Source organism: Agrobacterium sp. LAD9, assembly GCF_003031125.1.
Classification (GTDB): domain Bacteria; phylum Pseudomonadota; class Alphaproteobacteria; order Rhizobiales; family Rhizobiaceae; genus Agrobacterium; species Agrobacterium radiobacter.
Genome location: NZ_PHGS01000002.1, coordinates 19,853 through 36,568, shown reverse-complemented (window position 1 = coordinate 36,568; position 16,716 = coordinate 19,853). Strand labels below are relative to the sequence as shown.

Sequence of the window (16,716 nt, the reverse complement as noted above, 5' to 3'; positions counted from 1 at the left end):
TCCGCGTTGTTATTCAATCTGGCCCATAACCGAGCGACTTGCCTTCTTTTACTTCTCTAGCAAGGGGTGGCACAAGATCTGCTTATTACGGAGCGGCAGTACCATCAGGCAGAGTTTCAGTCGTCTACGCTGCTGGTGAATCACCTGCATTGTCTTCAATCTCCATGCCAGCCTCATGCTCAGCAGAACGTCTATGTTCAAAGTTTGTAACGGTCCTTGATGCACCTCCCGTGTCGCCAGCCTTACGGTTCTTCCAGACGGCTCCACCGGCTTGAGCGAACCAGTGAGAGCCGCATCCAACCGATACTCTGCATCGCGCTCTTCACACGGCCTCATTGCTTCGCTATCTGTCGGTCGAAGTTGTGGCGGCGGTTTCATTGAGAACAAAGTCTGATGCGCTTTTGATCCTCCCTTTCTTTGCGCTCGACTAGCTAGTTTCGCGCCGCTCTTTCAACTTCATGTTGTAGATATGTTAATTTTCTCACTGTTAAGGAGCGTTGACTGACGAGAGGGAAATCTATGCGCATTGGATTAATAACCGCGAGTGTGCTGCCGCTGCTTATTTTGATGTGCGGGTGGATATTTAAGTGGCCCATCTTCCCAAACACGGCGATATCGAAAGCAGACACATGGACAATAGCCGGTACAGCGCTGAGCTATCTGGGCTTCCTCTTTTCTGCCTACGCAGCTTACGGAGTGGGTGCGTTGTCGCGCAAGTACTTCGCCAAAACACGGTTTCCTGAAATCCGTAGCAAACTCATCAACATTACTACCGACATGGCAAAGGTCGCGAACAAGCGCGCCTTAGACCTACGCGCGGAGCGTTTTCCCTCTCAGATTCCAGTAGCTCTGGGAGAAATTGAAAGGATACACGGCCACAAGCTATCGAAAAAAACTAATGCGACTACAAACCAGTACAAACTTTTCATTGAGTGGATTAATTACCCGGGCAATAGGGATCGGGTTGGAAACGACGCAACGGTTTACTGGGATTTGTTTAGAGCTTTGAACGAAATATCGGATGAAATTACCGCGTTCTTACGCGAGCAGGAGTCCAAGTAATGGCGTATAGCAATCAGGATTGGGTGAACGCGATCACAAAGCTGATCGAACTTTCGTCGAAGCAGGAGGTTGTATGGGATCTGACGTCCGAATACGAAGCTGATCCTTGGACCGAAGTCGACCGGGCGTACGACGCAAGCCTCAACGGTATGAGATATGTCGTTAAATCCTCAAGGTATCGACACTACACCGATGTTGACGACTGGTATTGGGCCAACAGATTTGAGTTCGAGATCTACAAACTCACGGCATCAAAGGCATATGTGAGAATTGCGAAAGCTCCAGACTTGACAACAATCTCAAATCTTTATGCCATGGTCGAAGATAATTATGCTTACAAGGAGGGTGCCCTTAAGGGTCTCCTAACATAAAAAAACAGATGCTCTTGGACACGCAGCGGATCAGGCTCCGCTTGCGGCGGCGACCTAATCTAGTCTTGGGAAAGCACGCGATACACACTGGCTCTGCCGATGCCTAAAGCCTTAGAGATGGCCGTCGCTCCATGCCCTTGTTTATGCATAGCATGAACCTGATCAACGTCGATGCTAGGCTTACGACCCGTGTACACGCCAGCGGCTTTTGCTTTGGCAATCCCTTCCATTTGACGCTCTTTTCGAAGGTTCGTCTCGAACTCAGCAAAGACACCAAGCATATCGAGGAAAGCTTTCCCGGCTGCTGACGTCGTGTCGATAGGCTGTTCCGTTGCCTTGAGCGAAACGCCCTTAGCTTTGAGCCTCCTAACGATATCCTGAAGATCGCCAATGGAACGCGCTAGCCGGTCAACACGCGTGACCATGATCGTGTCGCCAGCGCGCATGAACGACATCAACGTGTCTAGCTCTTCGCGTCCTTCTACAGTGGTGCCACTTCGCTTCTCTTCTCGCACAAGTTCGCAGCCAGCTTTAAGCAAAGCTTCTCGTTGAATGGTCAAGTCTTGTTCATTCGTAGATACGCGTGCATAGCCGTAGGTGGTCATGATGATAGCCTCAAGTGTCTCGTTAGGGTTTAGAGCCATCACAGCTATCGTCTCATAATTGCGAAGTCAACCCATACAAGACACAGAAACTGTCTCACGCGAACGTCTCTCTGTGGTATACCCATAAGAGGCGATCAGTGTTTGTGTGGACAATGCGTAGATCGTCCTATGATTGAAAGCCGACAAGCTGAATAATGAGGCCAAGCGCAAAGCCGGGACCATTGAAATTGAGTGAACCGTTCGACATCGTTAAGTTCGGGGAAGAGCCGACACCGCCATCGCTCGTGTACAAGTATCTGTCCCCAGATCGCGTGACCGATGTTCTCGAAAATCAAACTGTACGATTTATGCGGCTTCTCGATACCAATGATAGCTTTGAAGTTCGAGCAACTTTTCGACGGTTTGCAGGTCCGCGCTTCATTAAGCTAATGGAAGACTTCGTTACGGAGAAGACAACTGAAGCTCATGTGGACAAAGCTCTTGCGCGAAAGCTCCGTGAAATTGGCATGGGTAGTCTGCCGCCAGTGATGGCTAAGGTGCTGTTCAAAAAGAAATTTGGAAAAGACCTATCCGCATATATGAAAGATGAGATGAAAGCCCGACTTCCGGCGTTAACCGAGACATTGAACGCATTTAAAACGCCGGAAGATTTTTTAAATGAGTTAGGATCGTCTTTGTTGTGCTTTTCTCTTTCGGAGACGTATACAAGCGCTCCGATGTGGGCACACTATGCAGTGAACCATACAGGCTTTGTATTAGAATTTGATGCAGCCCATTCATGGTTTCAGCATAACAAAGACAAACAAAGAAGCCTTCTGAGGCAAGTGAAGTATGTTGATGGGCAGTTGGATGAGGCGTTAGATGACCCTCATGCAGCGTTCGGGTCGAAGACATTAGATTGGGCATACGAAAAAGAGTGGCGTGTCTACTGTGGCTTCGAACAAGTCGAGAAGACAGTCGGGAGCGTATCCGACCCCATTCATCTGAAATCGTTTCCTGCGGAAGCAGTCGCATCAATCATAATTGGCCACCGGGCGACAGACACGACCGTTGCGGCAATCAAAGCAATTGCCCAAGACAAGTACGCGCATTGCAAACTTTTGAAAGCGCGCGCCAATCGCACAACACATTCATTCGATCTCACACCGCTTTAGTAAGCAGCTGCAAGCGATTGAAGCGGGGCATAGGGGGAATTTCACGCGGTTTATTTATGGATAACCTCGGACATTTTTGCCGATAAAAACATCCGGGGAATATCCGTAAAAAAATTCGACGAAAGAATAACGTGCGCGATGCAATCAAGGGAAATGTCGGTCACGGAGAGGGGAACGATGGTATGTGGAATGCCGGCTGGTCCTTTTGGGATTGCGACTTCTCCGTAACAAATCCCGCTTTATGCAGAACGTATCGCACCTTCGAAAGCCTGCATTCAAGCGCATGCGCAATGTCTGTCGGGGTCTTGCCTTCATCACGCAACGCGATAACGAGCTTCTGAAAAGCTGGCTTCCGCCCCCTCAGATACTTCGAAACGCTGGACTCCGACACCGACATGCTGGCCGCAATTTCTTTGTTTGTCATTCCATGGGCTGCAAGCTTTTGCACTCTGTCGCCGTCAACAGGCAGACGTGCAGCCCGCTTCACGCTGTCGATAAGCCCCTCTCTGCGCATGTCGTCGAGAATGCGCGTTATTGTGTCAGGGGCACAGCCTATTGCCTTGCTAATGGAGGTGTTTGTGTGGCCATCGGCATGAAGCTGCATGATCGCGTCGCGGTCTATAGGCTCCCATCGTGGAGCGATTGAAACCCCGGCATTGCGGAGCGCGCTGCGAACGGTGTTAGTCGTACAACCGATCTTTGTGGCGATTGCTACGGCATCGAGACCGTCTCTATGAAGCCTAAGAATCTCCGTATTGTCGAAGCGCGCAGTGCCTTGCCGCGTAACGCTGATACCCGCGTCTCTGAGGATGCGCTTAACTGTTCGAACGCCACAACCTAAAACCTTTCCAACGTCACGGATGGTAGACCCGTTGAGGTAAAGTTCGCACACCCTTGAGGGGTCTATTCCACGTTTATGATCGTGTCGAGCATTACGCAAAGCAACGCGATCAGCCCGGCGTCTAGCAATGCCGTTCGCCTTCTTTGTATTCCAGTGAAGATTATCGATAGAGTTATGCGTGGGTGTGTCGTCAAGATGAAGCGCCTCCATATTTGGAGGGCATGGGCCACGGAATGCTTCGAGCACCAGCCTATGGACTTGGCGCGGTGTGTGACGCCTTGTCTTCCCAGTCTCGTCAGTAAATGGCAGGATAATGTAGACATAGCCGGTTTTATGGACATAGCTTTCCATAAGCGTATGGCCAGTAGCGCAGCGAATGCGACCAAGCGAGCTTGCTTCAAATGCAGACAGGCTAGGGATCACGCGCCAACGTTCGCTCGACACAACGTCGAGGTGGTCTTTGTTCATATCAGTTTCCAAGAGAAAAGCGCGAAGAGGTGCCCTATGCCGGTCAAGGAGACCACAGCGCGGATTGCTTCGGCGGAGTTGTAAGAGGAAAAGCCTGACGCAGTACCTGCAACGGTGAGGCAGCTATCTAAGCTACGGCCTTATATAATTTTATCTCATGATGAATGAGACAAGTAACTCAGACTTACGTAAGCCCTTCAAGCACGCGTTAAGCTAGGCATGTGGCTATACATATAGCTTACCTCTCGCTGTTCTAGTGGGTCACTCTTATTGAAAAACAGGGAGCTACCAAGCAAGCGAAAGACGTGGAAAGAGGAAGTAGTGGCCGCACCTGTAGGGGTTCAGACGCAGCCACTGCCCTGCCAATCCTATTAAGGAATGCCAGGGCGATCTTAGAGCCAGCCCCACCGTTGGGACTTACGTATCCCGATCCAAAGGGATCGCGGTGCGACGTTTTGCTTTATGGAGACATCTGTCGCATCTCGCGAGCGGTTCTCTTGTCGTTTGACTTCTTGATATTCTGATCGAAGTTGCGTTGAGGATCGGCTTTCACAGCTTCGTTGTACGTCCGCTGGATTTGCTTGAAGGTGTACCGGAGGCCGGGAATGGGCGTAGGAATACCCTTATAGAGGGCCATAGGGACGAACGATGTGTCCTGCCCATTGCGGAGATAAGTAATCTCCATGTCCTTGTACTTTGGGTCGGCCTTGATCGTCGCCGTCACGGCGTCCAGCATTGCGTTGAACTGGCTAGGATTGTTCACAGGAAGACCCTGCGTGTTGACCATGAAGCCGTTGTACTTCGTAGCGTTGGACTTGATGACACGCGCAACTGTCTCTGCAAGTGCATCACCGCTAAGCTCGATGCCTTGCAATGCGCGGACCTGCTTCTTGATCATACCGCTGACGTCGTTGCCCCACGTACTCTTTGTGTCGAAGACGTAGCCTTCCTGATCAACTTTCAGCAGTTCCGTAACCTTATCGACTGTCTCGTCGAGGACTTTACCGGCGAGCGGAGTACGCGTGTCGTAGTTCGCACGGGCCTGACGCGCTTGCCGAATGGCATCGTCAACCGGTCCAATCGAAGCAAGAGACGTCAAGGTGTAGACGAAAGCCTTGTCCTTGCCGGTCTGTACAACTTCGTCGATCAGCCCATCGGCGTGTCGAGTGATGCGCATGAGGTCGCCCACGCCAGCGCGATCTGCATCCGTGATTTCGATGTCAAAGTTCGAGCGGCGAAGCAGCGCCTGAGCGCTTTTCTTCTGCGCCTCAGGGAGAAGGCTGTTGGCAGCATATACCTCAATCTCAGCGTCAGCCTTCGCAGCGGCCTGTTGCTCAGGTGTTGCGTCTTTGCCAAGGGCTTCGACTTTGAAACGAGAGCGCTGGTCAACTGCACCAGCCAGACCGCGCGCCACTTTGTCTTTCGACGTGACAGTGACGAACGTTCCGTCAGGTTGCGGCAACACTGTGTCTTCAGACTGAAGCGCGGGCAAGGTGCCGTCCGCCGCTTGCTGAATAAGGTCAGGTTCGACTTGCTGTATGTAGTTCGAGCCAGCCAATCGCTTCTGCTGTTGGTAAAGTTCGGCGCGCTGCTTCTCTAGGGCGTTATGGTTCTTCGAGATGATTTGCGAGTACGCAGCGCGCGTGATGTTCCCGGCTTTCATCTCTTTGTCCATTTGGTGCATCGTTACCATATCAAGCGCGCCCACTTCAGCAGTGAACTGCCAATCAGAAATGAGCGGTTGCATCCGCTTTTGACGATTGTCTTCGGAGCGGTTCGCGGCCTGAATACTCAGATTTTCAAACACCGGACCCATTATGTTCTTCAGCTTCTGGCCGCTTACATCGAACTCGCCGAGAGCTTGAACCTGCGTCGGATCGCCAGACATTGACGCTTGCGTCAGAAGGTTCTTCAGGACGTCGCCTTGCTCCTGAAGTGACATGCCGAGGAACTGTTCGTTCTCTTTAGCCATCTTGGTGATAGCCGCGAGACCAGCTTGAGGATCGCCGGGACTAGATGCCGACACCTTCGCCCATTCAGACGAGAACACCGCTTGTACGGTCGATGCTCTCTGTGTCAGTTGCTCCTTGACGCCGTCCTTGAATACGCCCTGCTTCATGTTTCCTAGAAATGGATCCATGGTTTCCGCCCAGCCGCGCATAGCTGTGGTGTTTCCAGCGAACTGCTTATTCGCTTCCTGCTGGTACTTGTCGTACAGCTGGTCCACATTGACCGAGCCGGGAGGCGCGTTGGCAATCTCCTGTTGAATCTTTAGCTGCACTTCGTTGGCGTAAGCCGTGCCTTGCCGAAATCCTAACGCCCGCGTCTCGCGTTCGTTCATGCCACGTGTGTCAATTGACGCAATGTCACCAGCCGATTTACCCATCGTTTGGAACTGGATACGCGCAGCTTCGTCCTGACGGCCCTGCGGGTCATTTTCTTCAGCTTGTAGAGTGTTAGCGAATTGCTGAAGGGTAGGGTTCAGCTTGCCGAGACCGGAGAGAAAATCTCCGATCCCTGAGCGCTCTACCACTTGTTCTGCGCGGACCATAGGTCGTGCTACTGCGTTTGCTGAAGGTGCAATGTTCACACCTTGAAGACGATCTGCCATTTATTTGAGCCTTGCGAGTTCGGATTTTCGAATGAATATTCCAGTGGGGAACTCTTATTGCGCAAATCGCTGAAAGCCGCCGCTTCTAGGCCAATAGCCATTTCCAGCGCTACCTGCGGGCGGCTGCGCGCAAGTTGGCCTGTGCAATTCCTAGGGAAAAGTCGTTAATCGATGCAAATGTTTGCAACAATGAAGGGCAAGGCTGGACCAAGATTAAAGCGACTGACGACGCTTATCCCACGAATGAGCTAGACAGAGACGCAATCGCACCCCGTTCGGAGCATTTTTAGGAGGAGCGAATGCGCAATCCGTTCAGCGCCTCCCTTTTCTGCTCACGGATATATCTTGCGAATTTTCTTGAAGACTTTCCCCGATGTCCACAGCTGGCTCTATTGACTAAAAATATCGACGCACCGACCGATTTTTAAGTCGCTGGATTTCAAACCAAATTTACATGATTTTTTGCGGTGGATAATTGACGTCAAGGGGTTGACTCGATTTGCTCTTGTCAAGATTCGCTCTACCCGTTATTAATTTTGCATTCTGATTTGAATATCAGAACGAAAAAGCCCCGCCTAAGCGGGGCAAGTCTCGGGATATCCGCTGGGTTTCAGGCGTTGTTCGCGGTGGTGCGCGGCCAGCGTCGGCAGTGTGAAATTACATGTTCCCACTGCCCCAGTCGGAACCGCCAGTAGTCAATGACTGAAACTGGACGGTATAAAGGGCAAGCAACTCGCATGGCCCTCTCCTTTCCTTTACAGGACAAGATAGGCTTGCCGCCTCCACGGTGATGACTTCACCGAAGCTCTCCTAAACGTCACCGTTGTGGGTGAAGCCGAAGGCGGGCATTTGCTTGCATTTTCTTAAATACCTTTAACGGCACCTGCTTACAAGCGACATTTCAAAGATACCCGCTAGAATCGTCATAAACGATCACTGAGGCGCACGGTGAAATACGCACATGTTTTCGTATTGAGTGGTCCATGCGCCTCTCACGGCCATTCTGGATGCGTTTTGAAGGCATTCTATGGATTGCGTCCCACGGACATTACCCACCGAAGCGCTGAGCGAAGGTTTGTTCTCTTTTTGGTCATGGTCTCGCCGTAAGGGAGCGATTCGCCCTACGTCAAGCAAAAGCTGGGAAACGTTCACTGCCTGTGCGCGTCGATGCCACACCCTCGAAAGAGCCTTCAAACGAAGTTGAGACACAGCGCTAGACTCTCCCCCTCTTTGAGCCGCTTCGCTCCCTTCAACAGAGGATATGATAAAGGCCACAGCTCAAATCAGCGTGGCCTTTCGTTTCTTAGATTTGTAATCAGCGAATAAGCAGCGCTAGTCAGTCGCGAACTAAGCCCATTCGAAAGACACCTGATTTATATGTGCGGGTTTTTAATGAGTAATACGATATCGTCAGTCCAAGGCTTTTATTCCAACAAATTTCATTTCTCCCAAACCGAACATAAATGCCGCCATGGCCCACCTCAAGAACTGCGACGTCACCCACTTCAATAGTCATAAGTATGTACCCCTACACGTGAACCAGCGCACTGCGCTGCTGAGTTGACGTGATACACATAACTGATACACACTGCAATTCAAAAATTAGGAAAAACTCAATAAAATCAATATCACTATCGAGAGTGAGACCCGTCCTCTTCTGGGCACCATTCCATTTTTGATCTTAGCCAGATCAAGAACTTAGCCGAAAAAACAGCAACATATAGCCGACCGGCAAACGCCGGGAAGCGTGTTGCTTTTTTCACTTTTAGCTACTCCCAGAAAAGCTGCAGGCACTCAGGGACAAGCGGCCTTCGTCCTCTTCGGAAGCCTCTATTCACAGCACAGACTCTTATGTGACCTGTCTCGTTACGGCTGAGCGTCTTTGTCGCCACTATTTTGCGAATGCTGTTCGCAGTTCGGCGTACAGGACAGAACGGTCCGCTCCGTCTGGCGGAAAACTCGCACCGTATTACCCTCATCGATAGAGACGAGAATGCGTTCATCCACGATTGGATTGCCGTCGGCATCCAGAAGCACGAGATTGGTCGTGCCGAAACTGCGACCCGTCAGAACAATCGTGGTGGCATCGGCAACTGTGGCATCGGCGACCTTGGAGTTGCCGACAATAACCTTGCTGACGGCGCGGTCGAGACGAAGGACACGGGCGTGATTCATCGAAACACGCAATATGTCATCTTCAGCAAAAGCGGGCTGCAGCGAACCTGATAGAAAGACGGACAAGCCGACCACAATTTTCGCCAGTTTTCCGGATGACACGCGTTTGGTCCTTGCTCACTACCCGCACTTATTGCTCCGCAGAATGCGCGGTTTTAGTGAATGAAGCGTTAAATGGCAGAAATCCGCGAGGCGGATGGTAACCATGCGTAATGTATTGATATTGCCGCGCCTCTCCGCCCCGCCTCAAAACTGAACATCTGCACCTCTTCCCAAGGAAACTTGGTCGGAAAAGACAAACTGCCAGCAGTTGAATATATTTGTTTATCCGCAAATATAAAAATGCAGGCAATACTTTTTGGTTTTATTTACCAAGAGAAACTCATCCTGCCGTTTACTTTGAGTTAATCGTTTTTTTTAAGCGCTTGGAAATCGCTCGGCTGTAGTTTGAACGCAACCGAACAACGGAGAACAGTTGTCGGCGTGCTGAACCAACACAAGTTAGGAGAGACCCTATGACCAAGATTTTCGCTCGTTTCCTCAAGGATGAATCCGGTGCTACTGCAATCGAATACGGCCTGATCGCTGCTCTGCTTTCAGTGGCAATCGTAGGCGGTGCAAGCATGGTCGGTACGCAGCTCGACGCACTCTTTGACGGCATCGGTACGACGATGCAGACGGCCCGAAACACGACGTTCTAATAGTTTTCGACCGCTGAATTGGGAATGCCGCTCAACCGTGAGCGGCATTTTCGTATTATACTGAATACCCGGATTCGTCTTCAATCCACCTGGAATTGGCCGAGTAAAAGGGAGTCTCCCTCGTGGTTATAGCCGCCATTTTTCTGACGCTTCCGCTCTGCCTTGCCTTCGCGGCATTCACAGACCTCTTGAGCATGACGATACCCAACCGGATATCGCTCATTTTGCTGCTGTCATTCATTTTGATCGCGCCTTTTTCCGGTATGGACTGGCAGACTTTTGCAATGAGCCTTGCAGCTGCCGCCGCCGTGTTTTTTGCCTGCTTCGCACTCTTTGCAGCCAATGTTATGGGTGGAGGAGATGCCAAGCTATTGACTGCCGCAGCAGTATGGTATGGCTTCAACCTGTCCCTCATAGAATTTTTACTTTCGGTGACCTTCGTTGGCGGCCTGTTGACTCTCGGCATTCTGCTCTTGCGGTCGCGCTCGCAGGAAATCATGGCCAGCGGCATTCCCATCCCCGATTCCTTGCTCGCAGCAAAAAAAATTCCCTACGGGATCGGCATCGCCATCGCCGGTTTTTTGACCTATGGCAACGCACCGATCGTAGAAGCTGCCATCGCCAGTCTTTCCTGAGCGAATACTGTAATTGCCGAAATTAAAGGCCTGTTAACCACAAATCCACGCATAATATTAACCATAATTATACCAATAGCGCGTCATCCTGAGGGGAGAAGAATCTGATTCCTTCAAGGATCGAGCATGAAACCGTCGCGTATCGTCATTCTATCCGTTGCTTTGGTAGCCGCCGGTCTTGCCGGTCTTGTCGCCATGAAAATTTCCGGCACAAAGCAGGTTATCGAAAAAGCAGAAACGATCATCCAGAAAGAACCGACGGTCAACGTTCTCGTTTCCTCGGTCAACCTGCCGGTCGGCAGTCGCCTGAATGATAGTTCAGTGCGCTGGACTCCCTGGCCACAGGGCAACGTCGTCGATAGTTTCATAACGGAAACGAAAAGCCCGAACGCAATCATCGAACTTTCCGGTGCCGTCGTACGGCTCCCGTTATTCGAGGGCGAGCCGATCCGACCGGAAAAAGTCGTCGATTCCAGCGCTCGCATCATGTCCTCGCTTTTACCCGCCGGCAAACGCGCTGTTTCGACAGAGATTTCGGTTTCAACCGGGGCAGGCGGTTTCGTGCTGCCGAATGACCGTGTTGACGTGATCATGGTCCGCAAAGGCGACAACGGTAACTTTTTGACCGAGAATGTTTTGAATAACGTTCGTGTTCTGGCCATCGACCAGCAGATCAAGGAAGGCGAAGACGGTACGTCGGCAGTGGTTGGCGCAACCGCGACACTGGAACTGACGCCGGACCAAGCCAAGATTATGACCGTGGCGCAACAGATGGCGGATCGTCTCACGCTGGCTCTGCGCTCGGTTGCCGATGCGCAGGAAAACGACACGCTTTCGGCTGATTATCTTCTCAATGGCGGCGCCGGGCAGCCCGAAATTCAGGTGATCAAATCCGGCTCGATCGTCAAGGGCGGTCAAGGAGCATCACAATGATCAAGGGGTTCATGGCAAGGCGTTTCAAACAACACCTGCGTTCGTCGATGCTCGGCGGGCTTGCGTTCTGCGTGGCTTTTTCCGGCATTCCCGGCCAGCGTTCATCCGAATTTTTGGGTATCGGCGAAGCCGAGGCGCAAAGCGCGAGCATTGTGCGCATTACTGAGAGCGGATCAGGCATTCGCAAGCGCCTGAAGCTTGGTCTCAACAAGGCGCTGGTCATCGACCTGCCCGAGGACGCGCACGACATTCTTGTCGCCGATCCCAGCCTTGCCGATGCGGTAACGCGCACGTCCAGACGGATCTATCTCTTCGGAAAAACGGTAGGACAGACAAATATCTTTATTTTCGGCGATGGTGGACGTGAAATTGTCAGCCTCGATCTGGAAGTAGAGCGGGATATCGTTGGTCTTGAAGACAATATTCGTCGCTTCATTCCTGAATCCGACATCAAAGTCGAGATCGTCTCCGACAACATCGTTCTCACCGGATCTGTGCGCACGCCGCAGGATTCCGCGCGTGCAGTGCAGCTTGCCGAAGCCTTTTTGAAAGGTGGTGAAGCCACCACCCGCAATATCTCGCTGACGGGCGGCGACAACGGGGGTGACGCCGCGATTTTTGCCGAAAACCGCCAATTATCGCAGATCGTCAACATGCTGACGATCGAGGGCGAGGATCAGGTGACACTGAAGGTGACCGTCGCCGAAGTCAGCAGGCAGGTGCTGAAGCAGCTGGGCTTCAACGGTTCCATCAGCAGTTCGACAAGCAACAACGGTTTCGAGTTCTCAAATCCTTCCAATCTCGGAAACGCAATCGACGGCGCGACGCGCATAGCCAGCGGAGCTATAGGCTCCGGCTCACTGAGATTTGCCTCCTACCTCAATGCCATGGAACAGGCAGGGGTGATGCGGACATTGGCGGAACCGAGCCTGACGGCGATCTCCGGCGAGCAGGCTAAATTTTATGTCGGCGGAGATTTTCGAATTGCTGCCGAACAGGATGTTTCGCTCGATAAGGAAACAGGCGTCGCGACCGTCAAACGCGAAACGGAAACAGTCGACTACGGTATCACGTTGAACTTCAGGCCAGTGGTGCTTTCACCCGGCAGGATAAGTCTCAAGATCGAGACGAATGTGTCCGAGCCGACCTATGAAGGCAATGTCGTAACCGGAAATTACGGTCGGGGCATTCCGGGCTCAACCTACATGTCTGTCCGCAAGCGAGAAACATCCACAACGGTCGAGCTTCCTTCTGGTGGCTCGATCGTGATCGCAGGGCTCGTTCAGGACAATATCCGTCAGGCCATGTCCGGGCTTCCGGGCATGTCAAAGATCCCGATTTTCGGCACGCTTTTCCGCAGCAAGGACTTCCTGCGCAACGAAACGGAGCTGGTCATCATCGCAACGCCTTATCTGGTTCGGCCCGTGGCCCGCAACCAGATCGCCCGGCCGGATGACAACTTCAACCCGGAAAACGATGCCGCCATGTATTTCATGAACCGCGTCAACAAGGTCTATGGCCGCAAGGACCAGGTTCAGGCGGCGCCCTATCAGGGGTCAGTGGGGTTCATCTACAAATGACGACACGCACACAAAATCCCCTCTTCACAGTAAGCCCGGTCAGGGCAGGAAACGTCATGAAGGAAACCTATTCCTCCTTTTTCCCCTGCCAGTCCGGAAGAAGGACCGGCCTCGTCGTCGTTGCCGCGCTTGCCGCCGGCCTGTTACAGGGCTGCGCACGCGATCCGATGACCACCAACGCCATTCCCGACGATTATCGCACACGCCACCCGATCACCCTGTCGGAGGCGGAGCATTCGCTGGACATTCCGGTCTCGGCCAGCGACAGCCGGCTGACCACGGCGATGGCGGATAACGTCCGCGGCTTTGCTCAGAATTATGCGTCGATGTCGACTGGTATCGTTAATATTCAGACCCCGTCGGGATCGGCCAATTCAGCGTCCGCATCACGTATGGCGAAACAGATTCGCTCGACGCTTTCCGGTGCGGGTGTGGCACCGGGCAAGATCATGGAAACGCGCTATGCCGCTTCCCCGAATGGCGACGCCGCCCCTATCCGCCTGAGCTATGTCGCCGTTACGGCCATGACCGGCCAGTGCGGTCAATGGCCAGAGGACCTGTCAGACAATACCTTCGCAAACAAGAACTGGTACAATTTCGGGTGCGCTTCCCAAAGTAATCTCGCGGCGCAGATCGCCAATCCAATGGATCTGGTCGGTCCGCGCGGTATGAGCGCAATCGATGCGGAACGTCGCGCGGTAGTCATCGACAACTATCGACAAGGCAAGACAACGGCGACGCCGAATTGATGCGGCTCCAACAATTGTTACGGCAGGAAAGACCATGAGCGCTGTAGAATACGATATCAAGCCAAGTGGCGGCGGCGAAGCCGAGCCGCCATTGCGCGCTGCCGATATGGACCACCTCCGGCCCCTGCCCCGCATTTCCGTTCACGCTTTCTGCGTCAGCGACAATATGCAGGCCGTCATGGATGCACTGTCCAGCGACCGGCGCATGAGCAAGGTTACCCTGCGGGTGACGAAGGGCGACATCAATGCGGCCGCCACGATGTTTTCCGCGTCGCCCACGCCCAATCTCATCATTCTTGAAACGGCAAGCTCAACCGCCTCGTTGCTGAACGATCTCGCGCCCCTGGCGGAGGTTTGCGATCCCTCCACGCGTGTCATCATCGTCGGCCGACACAACGACATAACACTTTATCGCGATCTCATCCGCAACGGCATTTCCGAATATCTCGTCGCACCGATCAATATGGCCGATCTCTTGGCTTCTATCGCCGCGATCTTCGTCGATCCCGAAGCGGAGCCGCTGGGTCGCAACATCGCTTTCATTGGCGCCAAGGGCGGCGTGGGTTCGTCGACCATTGCGCATAATTGCGCTTTCGGTATTTCGAGCCTCTTCTCCACCGAAACCATTCTGGCGGATATGGATCTTGCCTATGGCACTGCCAATATCGATTTCGATCAGGATCCGGCCCAGGGCATGGCTGAAGCGGTCTTCTCGCCGGAACGGCTGGACGAGGTGTTTCTCGACCGCCTGCTAACCAAATGTTCCGATCATCTGTCGCTGCTCGCGGCACCGTCGCTTCTCGACAGGACCTATGATCTCGATCGGCAGGCATTTCTGCCGATCCTCGAGGTTTTGCAGCGCAGTGCGCCCATTGCGGTTCTCGATCTTCCACACCAATGGTGCGACTGGACCCGGGCAGTCCTTGCGGAAGCCGACGAGGTGATCATTACGGCGGTTCCCGATCTCGCAAATCTGCGCAATACGAAGAATCTCTTCGACGCGCTGATCAAACTGAGACCCAACGACAAATTGCCGCATCTCGTTCTCAATCAGGTCGGCATGCCCAAACGTCCGGAAATCGCGCCTGCGGACTTCCTCGAGCCGCTGGAAATCGAGCCGATCGCGATCATTCCATTCGACGCACAATTGTTCGGAAATGCCGCCAATAGCGGCCGCATGATCAGCGAGATGGATGAAAAATCCCAGACGGCGGAAACCTTCTCGCAGATCGCCCATACCATCACAGGCCGCTCCGTTCTGCGCAAAAGCAAACGCGGCGGCCTGGAAAAACTGAAGAATATTCTCAAGCGCAAGTAGGTCTTCTGCCTGCGTCCTTAGACGGAAACGCCGATGTTCGGAAAACGCGGGCCTGAAGGCCCAGCCAGAAGCACGAAGCCGGAACCTGTTGCACCTGTGCCCATGCAGGTGGCGACAGTGTCTGAGCCTCGCTCTCTTGCAATTGACACTCTTGAGCCCGGCCAATCACCCATCACTCGTCAGGCTGCGGCGAGCCCACCGCCAGCGCAGAGAAAACGCACCCGCACGGAAGACTACTATAATACCAAGAGCCAGGTATTTTCCGCCCTTATCGATACGATCGATCTCTCGCAGCTCGCCAAGCTCGACGCGGAAAGCGCGCGCGAGGAAATTCGTGATATCGTCAACGATATCATCACGATCAAGAACTTCGCCATGTCGATTGCCGAGCAGGAAGAATTGCTCGAAGACATCTGCAATGACGTTCTGGGCTACGGGCCGCTGGAGCCGCTTCTCGCACGCGACGACATCGCCGATATCATGGTCAACGGCTCTGGCCAGACCTTCATCGAAGTCGGCGGCAAGACGATCGAGTCCGATATCCGCTTTCGGGACAATGCACAGTTGCTCTCCATCTGCCAGCGCATCGTCAGCCAGGTCGGCCGCCGCGTGGATGAGTCGAGCCCGATATGCGACGCGCGCCTGCCGGACGGATCGCGCGTCAACGTCATCGCGCCACCGCTTGCCATCGATGGCCCGGCGCTGACGATCCGAAAATTCAAGAGGGACAAGCTGACGCTCGACCAGCTCGTGCGTTTCGGAGCGATCACGCCCGAAGGCGCGACATTGCTCAAGATCATCGGTCGCGTCCGCTGCAATGTCGTCATCTCGGGCGGCACCGGCTCGGGCAAGACAACACTTCTTAACTGCCTGACGAGCTTCATCGACAAGGATGAACGTGTCATCACCTGCGAAGACACCGCCGAACTGCAGCTGCAGCAACCGCATGTGGTGAGGCTCGAAACGCGTCCGCCGAATATCGAAGGGGAAGGCGAGATCACCATGCGCGATCTCGTCAAGAACTGCCTTCGCATGCGGCCTGAGCGCATCATCGTCGGCGAAGTGCGCGGGCCGGAAGTTTTTGACCTGCTTCAGGCCATGAACACCGGCCATGACGGTTCGATGGGAACGCTGCATGCCAATACGCCGCGCGAATGCCTTAGCCGTATCGAATCGATGATCGCTATGGGTGGCTTCACCCTGCCGGCCAAGACCGTGCGCGAAATCATCTCAGGCTCGATCGATGTCGTCATTCAGGCCGCGCGTCTGCGCGACGGCTCGCGCCGGATAACGCAGATTACGGAAGTGATCGGCATGGAAGGCGACGTCATCGTTACCCAGGATCTGATGCGGTACGAGATCGAAGGCGAGGATGCCCAGGGTAAGCTGATCGGCAGACACGTATCAACCGGTATCAGCAAGCCGCATTTCTGGGATCGTGCACGCTATTACGGCGAAGAGAAACGCCTGGCGACCGCGCTCGATGAGATGGAAAAGACATCCTAAGGGAAAG

Annotated in this window: 14 protein-coding genes; 10 read left to right on the top strand and 4 right to left on the bottom strand. The window is 53.4% G+C overall.

Annotated features, from left to right (window positions below):
• The first annotated feature begins 519 nt into the window (after positions 1 to 519).
• Together DA915_RS00865 and DA915_RS00860 are read left to right on the top strand one after the other, a co-directional pair.
• Entirely contained in the window at positions 520 to 1,062 is a 543-nt protein-coding gene (locus tag DA915_RS00865; RefSeq protein WP_107674856.1) for a hypothetical protein, read from the top strand.
• Entirely contained in the window at positions 1,062 to 1,433 is a 372-nt protein-coding gene (locus DA915_RS00860) for a hypothetical protein (protein WP_107674854.1), read from the top strand. Before DA915_RS00865 ends, DA915_RS00860 begins: the two co-directional genes overlap by 1 nt.
• 59 nt (positions 1,434 to 1,492) lie before the next feature.
• Here DA915_RS00860 and DA915_RS00855 read toward each other — a convergent pair whose 3' ends face one another.
• Positions 1,493 to 2,038, bottom strand: a complete 546-nt coding sequence (locus DA915_RS00855) for a recombinase family protein (RefSeq protein WP_107675121.1) — start codon at positions 2,036 to 2,038, stop codon at positions 1,493 to 1,495.
• A 227-nt stretch (positions 2,039 to 2,265) separates the two neighbouring features.
• Between DA915_RS00855 and DA915_RS00850 the strand changes: the two genes are divergently transcribed.
• Positions 2,266 to 3,192 (top strand): DUF2971 domain-containing protein, encoded by a 927-nt coding sequence (locus tag DA915_RS00850; protein ID WP_192886373.1) that lies wholly within the window; start codon positions 2,266 to 2,268, stop codon positions 3,190 to 3,192.
• A 160-nt stretch (positions 3,193 to 3,352) separates the two neighbouring features.
• On the opposite strand, the gene DA915_RS00845 is transcribed toward DA915_RS00850, so the two are convergent.
• The 3 genes from DA915_RS00845 to DA915_RS00835 form a co-directional block, all read right to left on the bottom strand.
• The gene (locus tag DA915_RS00845) at positions 3,353 to 4,501 is read right to left on the bottom strand and encodes an HNH endonuclease signature motif containing protein (protein ID WP_107674849.1); all 1,149 of its coding nucleotides are present in this window, start codon (positions 4,499 to 4,501) and stop codon (positions 3,353 to 3,355) included.
• Positions 4,502 to 4,961: 460 nt separating this feature from the next.
• Positions 4,962 to 7,112 (bottom strand): hypothetical protein, encoded by a 2,151-nt coding sequence (locus DA915_RS00840; RefSeq protein ID WP_153064508.1) that lies wholly within the window; start codon positions 7,110 to 7,112, stop codon positions 4,962 to 4,964.
• Positions 7,113 to 8,978: 1,866 nt separating this feature from the next.
• The gene (locus DA915_RS00835) at positions 8,979 to 9,389 is read right to left on the bottom strand and encodes a pilus assembly protein N-terminal domain-containing protein (protein WP_020812471.1); all 411 of its coding nucleotides are present in this window, start codon (positions 9,387 to 9,389) and stop codon (positions 8,979 to 8,981) included.
• Positions 9,390 to 9,802: 413 nt separating this feature from the next.
• Between DA915_RS00835 and DA915_RS00825 the strand changes: the two genes are divergently transcribed.
• The 7 genes from DA915_RS00825 to DA915_RS00795 all read left to right on the top strand — a co-directional run bounded on the left by DA915_RS00825 (position 9,803) and on the right by DA915_RS00795 (position 16,709).
• Positions 9,803 to 9,988, top strand: a complete 186-nt coding sequence (locus DA915_RS00825) for a Flp family type IVb pilin (RefSeq protein ID WP_003507406.1) — start codon at positions 9,803 to 9,805, stop codon at positions 9,986 to 9,988.
• Positions 9,989 to 10,110: 122 nt separating this feature from the next.
• Positions 10,111 to 10,623 (top strand): prepilin peptidase, encoded by a 513-nt coding sequence (locus DA915_RS00820; protein ID WP_107674845.1) that lies wholly within the window; start codon positions 10,111 to 10,113, stop codon positions 10,621 to 10,623.
• 126 nt (positions 10,624 to 10,749) lie between these two features.
• Positions 10,750 to 11,556, top strand: coding sequence for a Flp pilus assembly protein CpaB (gene cpaB / locus DA915_RS00815; RefSeq protein WP_003507404.1), 807 nt, complete (start codon positions 10,750 to 10,752; stop codon positions 11,554 to 11,556).
• Entirely contained in the window at positions 11,553 to 13,136 is a 1,584-nt protein-coding gene (locus tag DA915_RS00810) for a type II and III secretion system protein family protein (protein WP_107674843.1), read from the top strand. The genes cpaB and DA915_RS00810 overlap by 4 nt, the downstream gene beginning before the upstream one ends.
• A gap of 56 nt (positions 13,137 to 13,192) precedes the next feature.
• A complete protein-coding gene (locus tag DA915_RS00805) occupies positions 13,193 to 13,885 on the top strand; it encodes a CpaD family pilus assembly protein (protein WP_107674841.1) in 693 nt (230 codons plus the stop codon).
• A gap of 34 nt (positions 13,886 to 13,919) precedes the next feature.
• A complete protein-coding gene (locus tag DA915_RS00800; protein WP_107674839.1) occupies positions 13,920 to 15,203 on the top strand; it encodes a CpaE family protein in 1,284 nt (427 codons plus the stop codon).
• Between the two features lie 33 nt (positions 15,204 to 15,236).
• Positions 15,237 to 16,709 carry a CpaF family protein gene (locus DA915_RS00795; RefSeq protein ID WP_003507399.1) on the top strand — a complete coding sequence of 491 codons (1,473 nt, stop codon included), beginning with the start codon at positions 15,237 to 15,239 and terminating at the stop codon, positions 16,707 to 16,709.
• Positions 16,710 to 16,716: the final 7 nt, after the last annotated feature.

What these genes read in the sequence shown, in the direction of transcription:
- DA915_RS00825 (WP_003507406.1), top strand. Translation starts at nt 9,803, where the DNA reads ATGACCAAGATTTTCGCTCGTTTCCTCAAGGATGAATCCGGTGCTACT.
- DA915_RS00795 (WP_003507399.1), top strand. Translation starts at nt 15,237, where the DNA reads ATGTTCGGAAAACGCGGGCCTGAAGGCCCAGCCAGAAGCACGAAGCCG.
- DA915_RS00865 (WP_107674856.1), top strand. Translation starts at nt 520, where the DNA reads ATGCGCATTGGATTAATAACCGCGAGTGTGCTGCCGCTGCTTATTTTG.
- DA915_RS00845 (WP_107674849.1), bottom strand. Translation starts at nt 4,501, where the DNA reads ATGAACAAAGACCACCTCGACGTTGTGTCGAGCGAACGTTGGCGCGTG.
- DA915_RS00860 (WP_107674854.1), top strand. Translation starts at nt 1,062, where the DNA reads ATGGCGTATAGCAATCAGGATTGGGTGAACGCGATCACAAAGCTGATC.
- DA915_RS00855 (WP_107675121.1), bottom strand. Translation starts at nt 2,038, where the DNA reads ATGACCACCTACGGCTATGCACGCGTATCTACGAATGAACAAGACTTG.
- cpaB (WP_003507404.1), top strand. Translation starts at nt 10,750, where the DNA reads ATGAAACCGTCGCGTATCGTCATTCTATCCGTTGCTTTGGTAGCCGCC.
- DA915_RS00840 (WP_153064508.1), bottom strand. Translation starts at nt 7,112, where the DNA reads ATGGCAGATCGTCTTCAAGGTGTGAACATTGCACCTTCAGCAAACGCA.
- DA915_RS00805 (WP_107674841.1), top strand. Translation starts at nt 13,193, where the DNA reads ATGAAGGAAACCTATTCCTCCTTTTTCCCCTGCCAGTCCGGAAGAAGG.
- DA915_RS00810 (WP_107674843.1), top strand. Translation starts at nt 11,553, where the DNA reads ATGATCAAGGGGTTCATGGCAAGGCGTTTCAAACAACACCTGCGTTCG.
- DA915_RS00800 (WP_107674839.1), top strand. Translation starts at nt 13,920, where the DNA reads ATGAGCGCTGTAGAATACGATATCAAGCCAAGTGGCGGCGGCGAAGCC.